Below are 13,934 nucleotides of genomic sequence, written 5' to 3'. Positions count from 1 at the left end.
GAGGTGACGTAGGACGAGACGACCATAACGAGAGCCTGAACCACTCCACCTGGAGGTACCGTGGCCGCTTTCCGTTCCCCGAGTCCCGGGCTCAGCGTGCCGCGGCCCGCCGCCTTCGGCGTGGACCCGAGCGGTGAGCGCATGGCGCGCATCCGCAGATCGCCGCACTTCCGCGACGGCGTCTTCCAGAACCCCGGCGGCACCGCCCGGACCCGGCCCTCCGGATCGGCCGCCGAATTCGCCAAGATCTACTTCAACAAGGAGGCGCGGCTGCGCCGGTCCCCGCGGGGACCGATCCCGGTGCACGCCACCACCCTGGCCGACCTCGCCCGGCCACCCGCCACCGGGCTCCGGCTGACCTGGATGGGCCACTCCAGCGTGCTCGCCGAGATCGACGGGCAGCGCGTGCTCTTCGACCCGGTGTGGGGCGAGCGCTGCTCCCCGTTCCCCTTCGCCGGCCCCAAGCGCCTGCACCCGGTGCCGCTGCCGCTCGCCGCCCTGGGCCCGGTCGACGTCGTCGTCATCTCCCACGACCACTACGACCATCTGGACATGCCGACGATCAAGGCGCTGGCCGGCACGGACACCGTGTTCGCCGTGCCGCTCGGCGTCGGCGGCCACCTCGAACACTGGGGGGTCTCCCCCGACCGGTTGCGCGAGCTGGACTGGCACGAGTCGACGCGCGTCGGCGGCCTCACCCTCACCGCCACCCCGGCCCGGCACTTCTGCGGGCGCGGGCTGCGCAACACCCAGCACACCCTCTGGGCGTCCTGGGTCGTCGCCGGCGACGAACACCGCGTGTACCACAGCGGGGACACCGGCTACTTCGACGGCTTCCGCGACATCGGCGCCGCGCACGGCCCGTTCGACGCCACGATGATCCAGCTGGGCGCGTACGCGGAGTTCTGGCCGGACATCCACATGACGCCCGAGGAAGGCGTCCGGGCCCACCTCGACCTCCAGGGCGGCCGGCCGCACGGCGCCCTGCTGCCGATCCACTGGGGCACCTTCAACCTGGCGCCGCACGCGTGGGCGGAGCCGGGGGAGTGGACGAAGGACGCGGCCGAGGAGGCCGGTCAGGCGGTGGCGTTCCCCACCCCGGGGGAGCCGTTCGAGCCGGCCGGAAAGCTGCCGGCGGGGGCGTGGTGGCGGGCGGTGTCGTCACCGATCGCGCACCCGTGGCGCCGTCCCCGGATCGTCGAGGGCGTGGCGGGGACGAGCAAGGGTGATCTCGACCTTGCGGGGGAGAGGTGACGTCGGTCGGGCCGGAGCTGGGGGAGATGGTCCAGATGCTGGAGCGTCTCTTTGCTGACGGGACGTGTCCTACTGCTCCCTGAACGGAAGAGGGCCGCATGGCGCTCGAGGAAGCCGAAGCAGCAGAGCTACTGGTTCGCCTCGGCAGCTTCGGCCTGGACCTGACGTGGCGCGTCGAGTTCGATGAGATCGTCGATCCTCGCTGTGTCGAAATGGCGAGCAGGTCCGCCGACGCAGGGATGGACACGTTGACGCTGTTGTCGTTGACGACCCCGTTCCTGCAGTCCTTCTCGCCTCCTGGCCGCCGATGCCAGCCGTCTGCCGGGACGACGTGAGCAGGCAGTCGACTCGAGCGGGCCGCGCCTTTGCCGTGCTGCATGCCGCGCACCGGCTCAGGTGTGAACCAGTGAGGCGTGAATGCGGTCGATGGCCCGCAGTACCTCGTCGCGGTTCTTGGCGTGCTGCATCCATGAGGGCAGGCGGGCCACCGTGGTCATCTTCAGGCCGTGGTCGTGCCAGGGAATCCCCTCACGCAGCGACGCCTGCACGAAGCGTCTGATCAGGTCAAGGTGTTCCAGGTTGTAGGCCCATACCCATCCGTGCCGGGTTTCGGTCTGCAGACACAAAGGAATGCCGAAGTACGGGTCGGTTGCCGACGTGTGCGGGTCACGGTGAAGGGCCACACTCCGACCGCTCCACTGCTTCGACGTCCCGCAGCTGCGGCAGACGAGACGCCTCGGAGCGAAGAGGCCACCGTCGTGCCCGCCTTCCGGGGCCGGGGCAGTCACGACGTGCGCGGCTTTCGCGCAGCCGGGACAGCGAACGAGGACCGAGACGAGGAAGTCGTATTTCGTGCTGCGCGGGTCCCGGAACCGATGATGCGTGGAGTGCGGCCTCATCGGGCCAGTATGCGAGCCAGGCACCGTAGTCTTCCACGGGATAAGACGCCAGGTGACGACCCGTCACTGAGGCCCCTGCCCCCGGCCAACGCCCGTGCCCGGCGCCGACGTCCCGATCAGCCGGTGCCCCGAGGGCCGGGGCGGTCGGGCGGGTCGGCGGAGTCGGATCCGTCGGCGGAGATTCTCGCCAGCATCTTCCTGGCGTCGGCCGCCGACTGCTCCCAGACTCCGTTGGCGGCCCATGTGAACGCCTTGACGGCCCCGTCGACGTCACCGGCCCTGCCCAGGCTCATGCCGAGGGTGAAAGCCGCCATGCCGCCCTGGACCGGGTGGCCGCTGATCATGACGTGCCGGTAGGCGGCGCGGGCCTGCTCCCCACGGTCGGCCTCGTCGAGCATGACCGCCATCCAGTAGGCGGCGGTCGGGGAGAGTTCGGGGTGGCCCGAGCGGATGGCCCGCTGGTAGGCGTCGTGGGCGGCGTTGACGTTCTCGACGTGCTGGTGGTGTGTGGCCTGCACCAGGGCGGCGATGGCGGCGAGTTCGGCGTCGCCCCGGGCGATGGCGGCGCCGTAGGCGTCGTCGAGGATGCGCACGGCGCCTTCCTCGTCCCCGCGGAGCTGGCGCAGGCGCGCCCTGCTGATGAGAGCCAGGGGCGAACCGGGATCGGGAGACCGGGCGAGCACACGGTGGAGGCATTCCCTCATCCACTGTGCCGAGGGTTCCCTGCGGAGCCTGACGACCTCGAAGACGTAGTAGTGGGCGCGGGGGTCGGCGCACCCTGCGGCGAGGGCCTCCTCGAGGACGGTGAGGGCTTCCTCCGCGGGGCGGCGGTGGGCCAGCCAGTGCCCGTAGTCGAAAGTGAGGCGGAGAGCCCGGTCGACGGGGGCGTCCTCGGGGGAGGGGACCGAGAGGGCCGCGAGGTGGGCGCGGGCCTCGTCGGCCGTGCCCGGGAAGTCCTGGGCGCGGGCGTAGGCGGAGCGGGCTTCGTCGAGTGTGTACTCACCGGCCAGGAGATCGCCGAGACCCAGGGCGGCGTTCGCTGCCGTCTCCGGATCGTCGCTGGTGAGGGCGTGTTCCCAGGCGCTGCGGGCCCCGGGGACGTCACCCGTCCGCCCGCGGACAAGCGCCAGGAACGAGGCCATCGACGGCTGGTCCTCGGACGGGATGCGCGGGAAGGCACGCTCCACGAAGAGGCGGCAGTCGGCGAACCTCCTCTGCTCCAACAGGCGCACCGCGAGCCCGATGAGTTCCGGGACGTCACCGAGTACGAGGACACGGGCCAGACCGTGGTCGAGCCGGGTCTGCGCGGCTTCGATCTCGTCCAGACGGCCCAGGCTCGCGGCCGCCACCCTGGACTGCTCCTGGTCGGACGAGTCGCGGGCCCGTTCGTAGGCAGCCCGTGCGGCCCCGTAGTCGTCGGCCGCCACCAGCAGGTCCCCCAGCGTGTTGGCCGCGGCGGGGGCGAAGGGACCGCCGTGTGCGGCGGCGCGGGAGAGTGCCTCGCGGGCGGCCTCCGGTTCCCCGCGGTCGATGAGGGCGAGCCCTCGGCCGAATTCCGCGTAGCCGGCGACACGGGGATCGTCGGCGGTGGTCAGCGGACCGAGGTGGTCGTAGAGGCCGGCCCGGTCACCGCTCGCCGAGCTCTGTTGCACCTGAAGGATGACCGCCTCCCAGTCCGGGTCGACGGGGTCCGGGGGAGCCGGTACCGAGGACTCGGCCACGAGGGGGAGGTCCGCCGCCCCGGCATCCGTGGTGGGCGTGTCCAGAGCCTCGCGGACCGCGGCGAGCCGCGCGCCGAGTTCCGGGTCCGCCTCCTCGATCTCGGTGAGGTCGGTGCGCAGGTCGAGGCTCTGGGACCAGAGGACACCGCGTCCCAGCTCCAGGAACTCCACCGCGTCGGCGGGCCGGCCGGCCTCCAGAGCTGCCAGGGCCGCCATGGGTGCCAGGGCCGACTCGTCATCGAGGACCGCCTCACGGACGGTGCGAGGAGCTCCCACCCAGACCACCAGTGGCAGGAGTTCCATCAACTGCCTGCAGGCCGCCAGCGTCTCCTCGTCCGGGCGGCCGGTGACCGTGGCCCAGCCGCGGGCGGCCTGGAAGCGCGCACCGGTGGGGGCGGTGGCGGAGGAGGCCACACTGCGGAAGGCGGCTGCGGCTCCCCGGCGCGCCTCCGCTGCGGACAGCGGCGAGTCCGGCGAGCACTCCGTTTCCTCCGTCCGTGAGTGATCGAGCAGAGTCCAACCCAGCGCCAGAGCCGACAGCGGGGAGCGTTCCACGCCGACCCGCTCGAGCACCTTCCGGAGGAGGGAGATGGCGCGGTCCAGATCGCTGTGGTCCCGGGAGACACGCCACCGCTGTCGCATCGTCATGGCGGTGTTGTGCGTCAGCAGTATCCCCCTCCGGAGGGCGGCGACGTCCGCCGACTCGGTCAGCCGGACACCGAACTCGACGGCCCGATCGCGCGACTCGGCGTGACCGCCGTCGTCCGCGAAGCCCCCGTCGCCGAGGACGTCCCGGTCGTCGGCATGGATGGCGAGCAGGGCGGTGACCGCGTTGAGGTGGGTGTGTGATCCCGGACGCGCGGAGGCGACGGCCTCTTCCGCGTAGGACAGGGCCCGGCTGAGGTCGTCGGGCGTGGCGTCGCGCGACCAGCGGCTGCGGAACATGTTCGCCGCGGAGGTCAACCGGTCGGGCCGGGCGGGCCGGTTCGCGGAGGTGTGGCGGAGCACGATCGTCATCGCGTCCAGCGCCTCGTCGAGGTCCGAGGGGATCTGATGGAGGTGGTAGCGCTGGGCGAGGGTGGTCGACAGGTTGTGGATGACGGAGAGATCGGAGTCCGTGTAGCACACGGTCAGAGGGTCGTCGTCCTCACCGAGTCTCGAGCGGATGGACGACCGGGCCGCGCGCCAGATCTCCACCGCTCGGTCCAGGTGCTCGACCAGGCCGCTCTGCTGGTACTTCTGGCTGAGGCAGGCGGCCAGCTGATGGTGCGTGCTTGACTCCGGCCCCGTGGGCACGGGAACGGCGACCGCCTGCTGGGCGAAGGCCAGCGCGGTGTCGAGATCCGATGGCCTGCCGAAGGCGTTGAAGCGGTCGTTGTGGGTGGCGGATTGGGCGGTCAGGAAGTTCTGCCGCATGGGCAGGGGGAGGTCCGGCCATTCCAGTACCTCGGCCACCGACGCGATGGCGTGCTCGAAGTCGCTGGGGTCGTGGGTGACCAGTGCGCGCAGACGGTAGGCATCGCCGACCGCGTAGACGGTGAGCAACAGCCAGGCGGCTCCGAGAGCCTGGTGGGGGTTGCGCAGCACGTGTTCGCCGTGTTCGACGGCTCGTCCGAGGTCTGCCACGTCCGCTGTGCCGTCGTAGCGATCCAAGTAGTGGACTGCCAGGAGTTCCCGGCACACCTGGGCCGGTTCGGTGAGGGAGCACGCCGTGGCCCTGGCGAGGACGCGTTCCCACGTGGCGATGGCCGTGTCGAGGGCCGTCGCCGTGTCGGCGTGCACCGTCAGCGTGAACGCGTTGACCGCGTGGGCGCGCAGGAACTCGCCCAGTTGTGGTTCGTCGTCCGGCAGCAGGATGAGGGCTTCGGTCATGGCCTGGTTGGCTTCGTGGAGTCTGTCGGCCGGACGGTCGTCGTGCGCGGCGAGCTGGGCCAGACCGGAGCCGTAATTGACGAGCAACCGGGCGCGTGTGCCGGGCGGCAGGTGCAGCTTGAGCGCTTCACGGAATGCGTCGAGGGCGTCCGTCTTCAGGCCTCGGTCATCGATCACCATCCCCAGCCGCAGTCGCACCAGCGCGAGGTTCGGGAGAAACGTTCGCACGAGCCCGAAGTTCCCCGTGTGCCGGCCGTGTTCGACGACTTCGGAGGTCTCGTGGAGAGCGGCGCGCAGATTCTCTTCCTGGTCCTGGTATTCGCTCAGCAGGACGCGGATGCCGGCCAGATCGCCCCGCATCGACGGATGGTCGTCGGATTCCGCAGGGGTGAGCTCCAGAGCCCTGGTACAGAAGTGGGCTGCCTCCGTGAGGAGTTCCGGATCCCCGTCGAGTGCGCCTGCCTTCTTGAGGGCGAGTGCCAAGTTGGCCACCGTCTTGCCCTCGGTGGGGCACAGCGCCACGGCCTGTCGGCCCGCCTCGACGGCCCGCGACAGGAAACGGCGTTCCCCGGTCCGCTCCCAGCACGCGCTCAGCAGTGTCTCCAGCCGGTGGAACCGCAGCCCGCGGACGTCGTCGGGCGCGGGTTGCCGGACGAGTGGCTCCGCCTTGGCGATCAGGCGGAGGTGCAGCTCCGTCGGGACCGGTTCCGCATGAAGGCATGCGATCGCCGCGTTCCAGACGCCGATCTCCGAGACGGGATGCGTGGCCGCCTCGTCCAGGAACCGCAGGGCGAGCTCTCGGGCCTCCTCGCGCGGTTCGGGGCGACCCGAGCGGTCGGCAACGGCCAGCAGTTCCGGCAGCATGTTGGAGACACAGGCGAGGCGCTCCGCGCCGGTCAGCAGTTCGAGTGCCTGCCGGTAGGCGTCGACGCCCTCGCTCAAGGCGGTGAACGATTCGGCGAGTCCTTGCTTGGTGAGCAGGTTGCCGAGATTGAAGAGGACCCCTCCACGCCGGCCGGGCGGGATCGAGGGCTCCGGGTCCGTGGACGCCTCCCTCAGCAGTTCGGCCGCCCGGACCAGGTCCTCCCGGCTTTCCGTCCGCTCGCCGCGTGCGGCACGGAGGTCGCCGGTGTGGGCCTGGTACAGCCAGCGGAGGGGACAGTCGGGGTGGGCGGCGAGGTGGGCCTCGTTGGCTTCGACGGCGGTGTTCAGGTCGGACAGCCAGGCCGTCGCCGGGTTCTCCACGAAGTAGAGCCGCTCCTCGTGCGTTTCCCGCTCACCGGATCGTCGTTTCATGGGCATTTCTCCACCGTCTCCATGACGAGGACGTCCGACAGCGCGACTCCGACGCGCCCGGACTTGGTCCGCAGGGTGAGGCGGCGTCCATCGCCGGTCGCCGCGTCGCCGCACAGAACGGCACCTGTTGCGGTGCGCACCAGCAGTTTTGGTTTCTCCTTCTCCGGCCCGTACCAGGTGGTGCCCACGGCGGCCACCAGGAACACCGTGCAGAGCAACGTCGCGGTGATCCCGTGACGCAGGTCCCTCAAGGCCGTCAGGGCGAGCAGGTGGTTCTGCGTGGACGGGGAGGAACTGAGGTCGACCGGACGTGTCCGGGGTCTGCCGTTGTGTGCGCTGAGCAGGCGGTAGGCGCCGTACCCGCCGGTGGCGAGGGACACGAGCAGCAAGCAGCCGATGACCGCGTGCCAGGGCGGCGCCACCTTGTCGACCTCGCTGGGGCCCCGGATCAGGCTGAAGCCGATCAGTGCGAGGAGCAGGCCTCCCAGACCGATCCGCCACGAGTGGGCGGACTCGCGCACCAGCGCGAGTTCGGCCCGCAGGGTTCGATGGTGCTCCTGTGCGTGGGCGGCGTCGGACGGGTCCGCGGGGCGGCCCGGACGCAGGGATGCGCTCACGACGTGGTGATCTCGAGGCACCAGTAGGCACCGCAGCCGATCTTGCCCTCCGGCCGCCCAGGGTGGTCCTCCTCGCAGGTGCAGATGACTGTCTCCTCGTGGACCTCTCCGGGCGGCGGGGTCGGGCGGACCCCGTTGCGGCGCCACAGCCGGAAGCTCTTGTAGGTGCCGCTGACGAGGGGAATCTGGATGGCCGTGCCGCAGCGGGGGCACGGGCCGCGGAGTTCGGCGGTGCCCTTCGCGACCTGGACGAGGGTGAACCGCCTGGCGGATTCCTCCTCGAACGAGCGCTGGTTGACCTCTTCGTACGGGACGAGTGCCATGGGGAGCCCCCTCTTGTGGTGTGAAGCGGGCGGATCAGGGGCCGATGTGAGTGAACGCCGCCCACCTGCTGGGGTGCGCGGGGCTGTCGTTCCTCAGCCTGATCACGGCCTCCGTGACGGCGGCCGCGGATGCCTGCGGGCGGAACCGCCCACCGCGCGTCAGTGATCCGAAGACGTCGCCGGTGAGAGCGGTCGCCGTGTCGGCGTCGATCGACCACAGGGCCGCCACCACGTGCCGGAAGCCCGAGTAGTGCAGCGCCGCCCCGACGGTGATGGCCTCGTCGCTCAGCGAGAGGCCGCCGGCAGCCGTCATACAGGCTGAGAGGAAGGCGAAGTCGCCATTGTAGGCGCGGGCGCCGAGTTCCTTGATGCCCAGGACTCCGTCGGTGAGGAGTAGTCCACCGGTGGACGGGGCGAGCGGATCCTGTCGGCCGTGGCAGCTGAAGTGAGCCCAGCGGTGCTGAGGCAGTTGACCGAGGACGGCCTCCCGAGTGGCGTTCGGGCCCTCCAGCACGGTCAGCCGGTCCGGCCCGAACATGTCCTCGAGCAGCCGGAGTTCCTCGTCGACCTGGGGGAGGGGAGACATGCCGTCTGCCTCCTGGACGGCGACCACCAGCAGCTTGTCGGTCTCGGCCGGCTCCGTTTCCGGCGCACGGGCGGCCCTCGCCAGCGCCCGGAGGGTCGGGACGCAGGAGGAGACAGCGCGGTCCAGGACCGTGCGTCCGCTCCCGTCGTGGTACCCGGCGGCGTGGAGCGGGAGGAAGGACAGCAGCCCGGTCGGACACCACCAGATTCTGTGTCCCGCCTCGGCGCCCGCCCTGGCGGGAGAACCGAGTGCCCGAAGGACCGGCTCGGCGACGGTGTCCCAGAGCCAGGCGAGCTGGGGCAGAAGGGTCCGGTCCAACTCGGCCTGGGCCTCGGCCATCTCGATCTTCGCCGCGTGGTGGGCCTGATACGTGGCGGGAACCTTGCGCACCCGGGCTCGCTGCTGGGTGTGGTGCACCCGCTGAGCAGCCAGGTCCGTTCGGCGGAGTGCCGTCAGATGCCTTTCGGTACGGTCGGCGATTTCCGCGGCGGACAGGCCGGGCAGCGGCACGGCTGTCACCCCGGAGGCCGTCACCAGGAGCGCGTGGCACTCCCTGGCCACGTTGATCAGCACGGCGGTGCCGTCGCCGACCGCCGAGAGGAAGTCCTGTGTGCGCGGTGGTGCCAGGAAGGAGGCGAACCGTGGCCCCAACCGGCGGACACGCTCCACCAGTTCGTCCCACTCATGGGCCAGAGCGATCCGGCGGTCCATCGCGCCCGCCACGTACGGATCCGTCCCCCGCGACATGTTCAGAATTTAGCAGGGAGACGCCCCGCGTGGGGCCCTGCTGCCGATCGGGCCGTGCCCGTCGAACGGTCCCCGTGCGCGCGGCGCGGTCCCGGCAGACCCTCCGGCATCGGCTGCCCTCCTGGGCCGACCAGGCGAAGCCGACCCGCGCGGCCGACTTCAACCGGCGCAGGGACGTCTACCCGTTCATGACCCAAGACCTGGGCCGCCGCGCACGCACAGTCGGAGCAGGTCCGTCGGCAACCCGGAGGTCCGTCGGCAATCCGGCTCGCCGCCTCTCACGGGGGCGTGCATCCGGTTCCCCGTGCCTGGTCACCGACGGTGACCGCTTTTGATCGAGTCCGACCGGTTCTCCGTCGTGACGGAACGGCTACGAATCCGGCTTATCGGTCTGTCGTACGAGGCCTCATACCAGAGCGGGACGTTGTCCGGGGGACTTTGGCAACTGCCCACCGCACATGAGGGGCAGCCGACTACTGTCAGTGTCCGTCGGGCGACGTAGGGCCGACGGACCAGTACACGGACCAGTACGAGGACACCGATGTCTCACCTCCGCGCTCCGGCCGCGCGAGCAGACCGCCGCGAGGGCGGGCGGCACGGCCGGCCGGCCCCACGGACCACCGCCGCGCTGCCCGAGACCCACATACGGTCCCAACTCCTGCGGCTCGCCGTCCTGCCGCCGGTCGCGGTCGCCCTCGGCGCCTGCGCGGTCGTCCTGTTCACCGTCCGGTCCACCGGCGTGCGACCCGGCCCCGTCCTGTGGGGCGTACTGGCCGGGGCGGTCTCGGTGACCGTCGCCGCCGTCGTCATCGCCGCGGTCGCCGCCGACCGGGCCGCGCGGTCCGTGCACGACCGCGTCGGCGCCCTGCGGCGCAGCACCGCGCGCCAGGAGGGCGACCTGCGCGCCGTCGTCGAGGCCCTGCGCCGCGGCGAGGCCCCGTCCCCGCGCACACCGCGCGGCGGACCGCCGGACGACGCCGACGACTTCGAACTGCTCGCCGCCGACCTGTCCCGCGCCCACGACGGAGCCGTCACCGCCGTCGTCCGCGCCGCCCAGCTCTCCAGCCAGGCGGGCAGCGAACAGAAACTGGAGGTCTTCGTCAACCTCGCCCGGCGCCTGCAGTCCCTGGTGCACCGGGAGATCTCCATCCTGGACGAGCTGGAGAACGAGATCGAGGACCCCGACCTCCTCAAAAGCCTCTTCCACGTCGACCACCTCGCCACCCGCATCCGCCGCCACGCCGAGAACCTGGCCGTGCTCGGCGGCGCCGTCTCCCGCCGCCAGTGGAGCAACCCGGTCGACATGACCGAGGTGCTGCGCTCGGCCATCGCCGAGGTGGAGCAGTACTCCCGCGTCCGGCTGGTCCCGCCGATCGACGGCACCCTGCGCGGCCACGCCGTCGCCGACGTCATCCACCTGCTGGCCGAACTCGTCGAGAACGCCACCCTGTTCTCCGCCCCGCAGACCCAGGTGCTGATGCGCGCCAACCTCGTCACCTCGGGCCTGGCCGTCGAGGTCGAGGACCGCGGACTGGGCATGCCCGTCGGCGAGCAGAGCCGGATGAACGCCCTGCTCGCCGACCCCGACCAGGTCAACGTCGCCCGCCTGCTGGCCGACGGGCGCATCGGGCTGTTCGTCGTCTCCCAGCTCGCCAAGCGGCACGGGATCACCGTGCGGTTGCAGACCAACATCTACGGCGGTGTACAGGCCGTGCTGGTCGTGCCGCAGGCCCTGCTGGGCACCGGGCCGGGTGCGCTCCCCGGTGGTGCGGCCCACCCGTCCCAGGCCGCCGGGACCGAGCCGGTACCCGTGCCGCAGCCCCGGCAGCAGCCGCGGGCCGTGGCCCCCGCGATGCCACCGGCGGGACCGGACACCCCGGCTCCGGTCCCGCTCACTGCGGCCCCGCTCACTGCGGTCCCGCCCGCTGTGGCCGCACCCTCCGCGGCCGCACCCGCTCCGGTCCCACCGGCCCCCGGCCCCGCGGTGACCGGTCAGGTCCAGGTGCGCAGGGCCGACGGCGAGCCCCTGCCCGTGCGCGGTACGCACCGGAACCGTCCCACCCCGGCAGCCGCCGTGCCCGGCGTGCGGTCCGAGGACCGGGGTGTCCTCGCCGAGCACGCGGCCACCCCGCCCGTCCCGCGGCACAGCGCGGTGCGCGGCACCATGGGGAAACCCCAACTGCCGCGCCGCCGCGCCCAGGAGCACATCGCGCCCCAGCTGCGCGGCGGCCCCGCACCCCGCCAGGAACCCGAGCAGTACACCGGCCACGACCCGGGCCTGATGGCGGCCTTCCAGCGCGGCATCGGCCTCGCGGAGGCCCAGCAGCACACCGAACCGGCGCCGCCGGCACCGACCCGCCGGGACCCGGGCGTGCCGGCCGAATGACCACCCGTACGACCCGCCCCACCACCCCCATGCCTCTTTCCACCTCCACCTCCGCCCCCACCTCCCCACCCCCACCTCCCCAACCCTCACGACCAGCGGTCCCGCAGACCTTCGTACCCCAAGGAGTCGATCCACCATGGCGAGCGATGCGCCGACCGGCCAAGTGTCCGACCTCGACTGGCTGATGAGCGGTCTCGTCCAGCGGGTGCCGCACACCAGCAGCGCGGTGCTCCTGTCCGCCGACGGACTGGTGAAGTCCGTCCACGGACTCGACGCCGACAGCGCCGACCACATGGCGGCCCTGGCCTCCGGCCTGTACTCCCTCGGCCGCAGCGCCGGCGTCCGCTTCGGCGACGGCGGCGACGTGCGGCAGGTCGTCGTCGAACTCGACTCGACCCTGCTCTTCGTCACCACCGCGGGCTCCGGCACCTGCCTCGCCGTGCTGGCCGGCCGCGAGGCCGACGCGGCCGTCCTGGGCTACGAGATGGCGATGCTCGTCAAGAGCGTCCGCCCCTACCTGGTCACCGCACCCCGGCAGCACGCCGTCGAACCCCCGGCGATGAGGCCTTGACGGTGGCCGCGGCCGGCGACGGCCCCTGGCTCGACGACGCGGCCGGACGGCTGGTGCGCCCCTTCACCGTCAGCAACGGCCGTACCCGGCCCACCGTCGCGCTCGACCTGATGTCCCAGGTCATGGCCACCGGGGCGACCCCCCTCGGCTATCTCGGACCCGAGCACGCGCAGGCACTCGACCTGTGCCGGGCGCCCCTCCCGGTCGCCGAGCTCGCCGCACATCTGCGACTTCCGGTGGCGGTCACCAAGGTGCTGCTCTCGGATCTCGTCGACTGCGGCGCGCTGACCACCAAACCCCCCGCCGCGTTCCACCACCACCCCACGGACCGGGCCCTTCTGGAGGCAGTGCTCGATGGACTACGACGACAGCTCTGACTACGCGCACGGCGAAGGCGCCGACCCGTTCCCCACCGCCCTGAAGATCCTCGTGGCGGGCGGATTCGGCGTCGGCAAGACGACCTTCGTCGGCGCGGTCAGCGAGATCGCACCGCTGAGCACGGAGGAACTGCTCACCACGGTCAGCACCGCGACCGACAACCTCGACGGAATCGAGAACAAACTCGAAACGACCGTGGCCATGGACTTCGGCCGCCTCACCCTTGACCCCGAACACGTCCTGTACCTGTTCGGAACGCCCGGCCAGGAACGCTTCTGGTTCATGTGGGACGAGTTGTGCGAGGGCGCGCTAGGAGCGGTGATCATCGCCGACACCCGGCGCCTGGAGGAGTCCTTCGCCGCCGTCGACTTCTTCGAGGAACGCGGGCTCGGCTTCGTCGTCGCGATCAACGAGTTCGACGGCTCCCACCGCTACGACCTCGAGGAGGTGCGCGCGGCCATGGACCTGCACCCCGAGATCCCGATCGTGCGCTGCGACGCCCGGATCTCCAGCTCCGGCGTCCAGACGCTGCTCACCCTCGTACGCCACCTCATCGCCCACACCCCGGCCCCGGCGTCGGGGTTCGGCGCCGGAGTCCGCCCATGACCTACGACCCACCGCGCCCGGCCGGACGACTACTGCTCACCCCCGAGGACCGGGAAGCCCCCGCCCGGGTACAGCGGCTGCGTCGGCTCGGCCTCGCGGAACGCCCCGATCCGGCCCTCGACGCCTACGCCGGGCACCTCTCCGGTCTCGTCGAGGCGCCGTACGCGATGGTCAACTTCCTGGTGGAGGGCGGCCAGTTCTTCGCCGGCCTGCGGGTGCCGGAGGTCCCGCCGGTGACCCGGGGCGACGGGACCAGCCCCGAGTTCGGCCGGGTCCAGGCCAGGGACCACGGCTTCTGCCCCCACGTGGTGGTCCGGCGCAAGGCGCTGGTGCTGGAGGACGTGCGCGACTACCCGCGCTTCGCGGGCAACCCCGTCGTCGACGCCTTCGGCATCCGCTCCTACCTCGGCGCCCCGCTCATCGACAGCACGGGGACCGTCCTCGGCACCGTGTCCGCCGCCGACGTGCGGCCCCGCACCTGGGGCACCGCGGGCCTGGCCACGATCAAGTCGGCGGCGACCGACCTGGTACGGCGCATCGAGCGCAGCGCGGAGGACGGGCTCCCGCTGTGAAACGCAGGGCGATCGGCTGCCCGGGGCACGCGGCGTGAAGGAAAGCTGCGGCCGGGCTTAAGAAAGGCTCGATGGACCCGGAGCGGTGCGGTACGGCAGATTGCTG

Annotated in this window: 12 protein-coding genes; 7 read left to right on the top strand and 5 right to left on the bottom strand. The window is 71.7% G+C overall.

Translation table 11 applies throughout. From position 1 onward, the window contains the following. Positions 1-60: 60 nt before the first annotated feature. Complete coding sequence (locus IE258_RS27585) at positions 61-1,254, top strand: MBL fold metallo-hydrolase (RefSeq protein WP_189747801.1); 1,194 nt, start codon at positions 61-63, stop codon at positions 1,252-1,254. Positions 1,255-1,352: 98 nt separating this feature from the next. Further along, positions 1,353-1,589: a hypothetical protein gene (locus IE258_RS27580; protein WP_229892468.1), complete on the top strand. Its 237-nt coding sequence runs from the start codon at positions 1,353-1,355 to the stop codon at positions 1,587-1,589. A 57-nt stretch (positions 1,590-1,646) separates the two neighbouring features. Here IE258_RS27580 and IE258_RS27575 read toward each other — a convergent pair whose 3' ends face one another. The 5 genes from IE258_RS27575 to IE258_RS27555 all read right to left on the bottom strand — a co-directional run bounded on the left by IE258_RS27575 (position 1,647) and on the right by IE258_RS27555 (position 9,315). Then, positions 1,647-2,153 (bottom strand): hypothetical protein, encoded by a 507-nt coding sequence (locus tag IE258_RS27575; protein WP_189747799.1) that lies wholly within the window; start codon positions 2,151-2,153, stop codon positions 1,647-1,649. Positions 2,154-2,269: 116 nt separating this feature from the next. Beyond that, positions 2,270-7,042, bottom strand: coding sequence for a tetratricopeptide repeat protein (locus IE258_RS27570; RefSeq protein ID WP_189747797.1), 4,773 nt, complete (start codon positions 7,040-7,042; stop codon positions 2,270-2,272). Continuing rightward, complete coding sequence (locus tag IE258_RS27565) at positions 7,039-7,659, bottom strand: hypothetical protein (RefSeq protein ID WP_189747795.1); 621 nt, start codon at positions 7,657-7,659, stop codon at positions 7,039-7,041. Before IE258_RS27565 ends, IE258_RS27570 begins: the two co-directional genes overlap by 4 nt. Then, complete coding sequence (locus tag IE258_RS27560; RefSeq protein WP_189747793.1) at positions 7,656-7,982, bottom strand: hypothetical protein; 327 nt, start codon at positions 7,980-7,982, stop codon at positions 7,656-7,658. Before IE258_RS27560 ends, IE258_RS27565 begins: the two co-directional genes overlap by 4 nt. Positions 7,983-8,016: 34 nt before the next feature. Further along, a complete protein-coding gene (locus tag IE258_RS27555; protein ID WP_189747791.1) occupies positions 8,017-9,315 on the bottom strand; it encodes a CHAT domain-containing protein in 1,299 nt (432 codons plus the stop codon). Between the two features lie 541 nt (positions 9,316-9,856). On the opposite strand from IE258_RS27555, the gene IE258_RS27550 reads away from it, so the two are divergent. The 5 genes from IE258_RS27550 (at position 9,857) to IE258_RS27530 (ending at position 13,828) form a co-directional block, all read left to right on the top strand. Continuing rightward, positions 9,857-11,701 carry a sensor histidine kinase gene (locus IE258_RS27550; protein WP_189747789.1) on the top strand — a complete coding sequence of 615 codons (1,845 nt, stop codon included), beginning with the start codon at positions 9,857-9,859 and terminating at the stop codon, positions 11,699-11,701. 136 nt (positions 11,702-11,837) lie between these two features. Next, on the top strand, positions 11,838-12,272 hold the full coding sequence (locus IE258_RS27545) for a roadblock/LC7 domain-containing protein (RefSeq protein ID WP_030189437.1): 435 nt from the start codon (positions 11,838-11,840) through the stop codon (positions 12,270-12,272). A 2-nt stretch (positions 12,273-12,274) separates the two neighbouring features. Further along, the gene (locus IE258_RS27540) at positions 12,275-12,649 is read left to right on the top strand and encodes a DUF742 domain-containing protein (protein WP_052841983.1); all 375 of its coding nucleotides are present in this window, start codon (positions 12,275-12,277) and stop codon (positions 12,647-12,649) included. Further along, positions 12,627-13,256, top strand: a complete 630-nt coding sequence (locus IE258_RS27535) for a GTP-binding protein (protein ID WP_189747786.1) — start codon at positions 12,627-12,629, stop codon at positions 13,254-13,256. The genes IE258_RS27540 and IE258_RS27535 overlap by 23 nt, the downstream gene beginning before the upstream one ends. Further along, complete coding sequence (locus tag IE258_RS27530; RefSeq protein ID WP_189747784.1) at positions 13,253-13,828, top strand: GAF domain-containing protein; 576 nt, start codon at positions 13,253-13,255, stop codon at positions 13,826-13,828. Before IE258_RS27535 ends, IE258_RS27530 begins: the two co-directional genes overlap by 4 nt. Positions 13,829-13,934 lie beyond the last annotated feature (106 nt).

Source organism: Streptomyces tendae (assembly GCF_014650435.1).
Classification (GTDB): domain Bacteria; phylum Actinomycetota; class Actinomycetes; order Streptomycetales; family Streptomycetaceae; genus Streptomyces; species Streptomyces tendae.
This window is presented reverse-complemented; position numbering and strand designations above follow the sequence as displayed.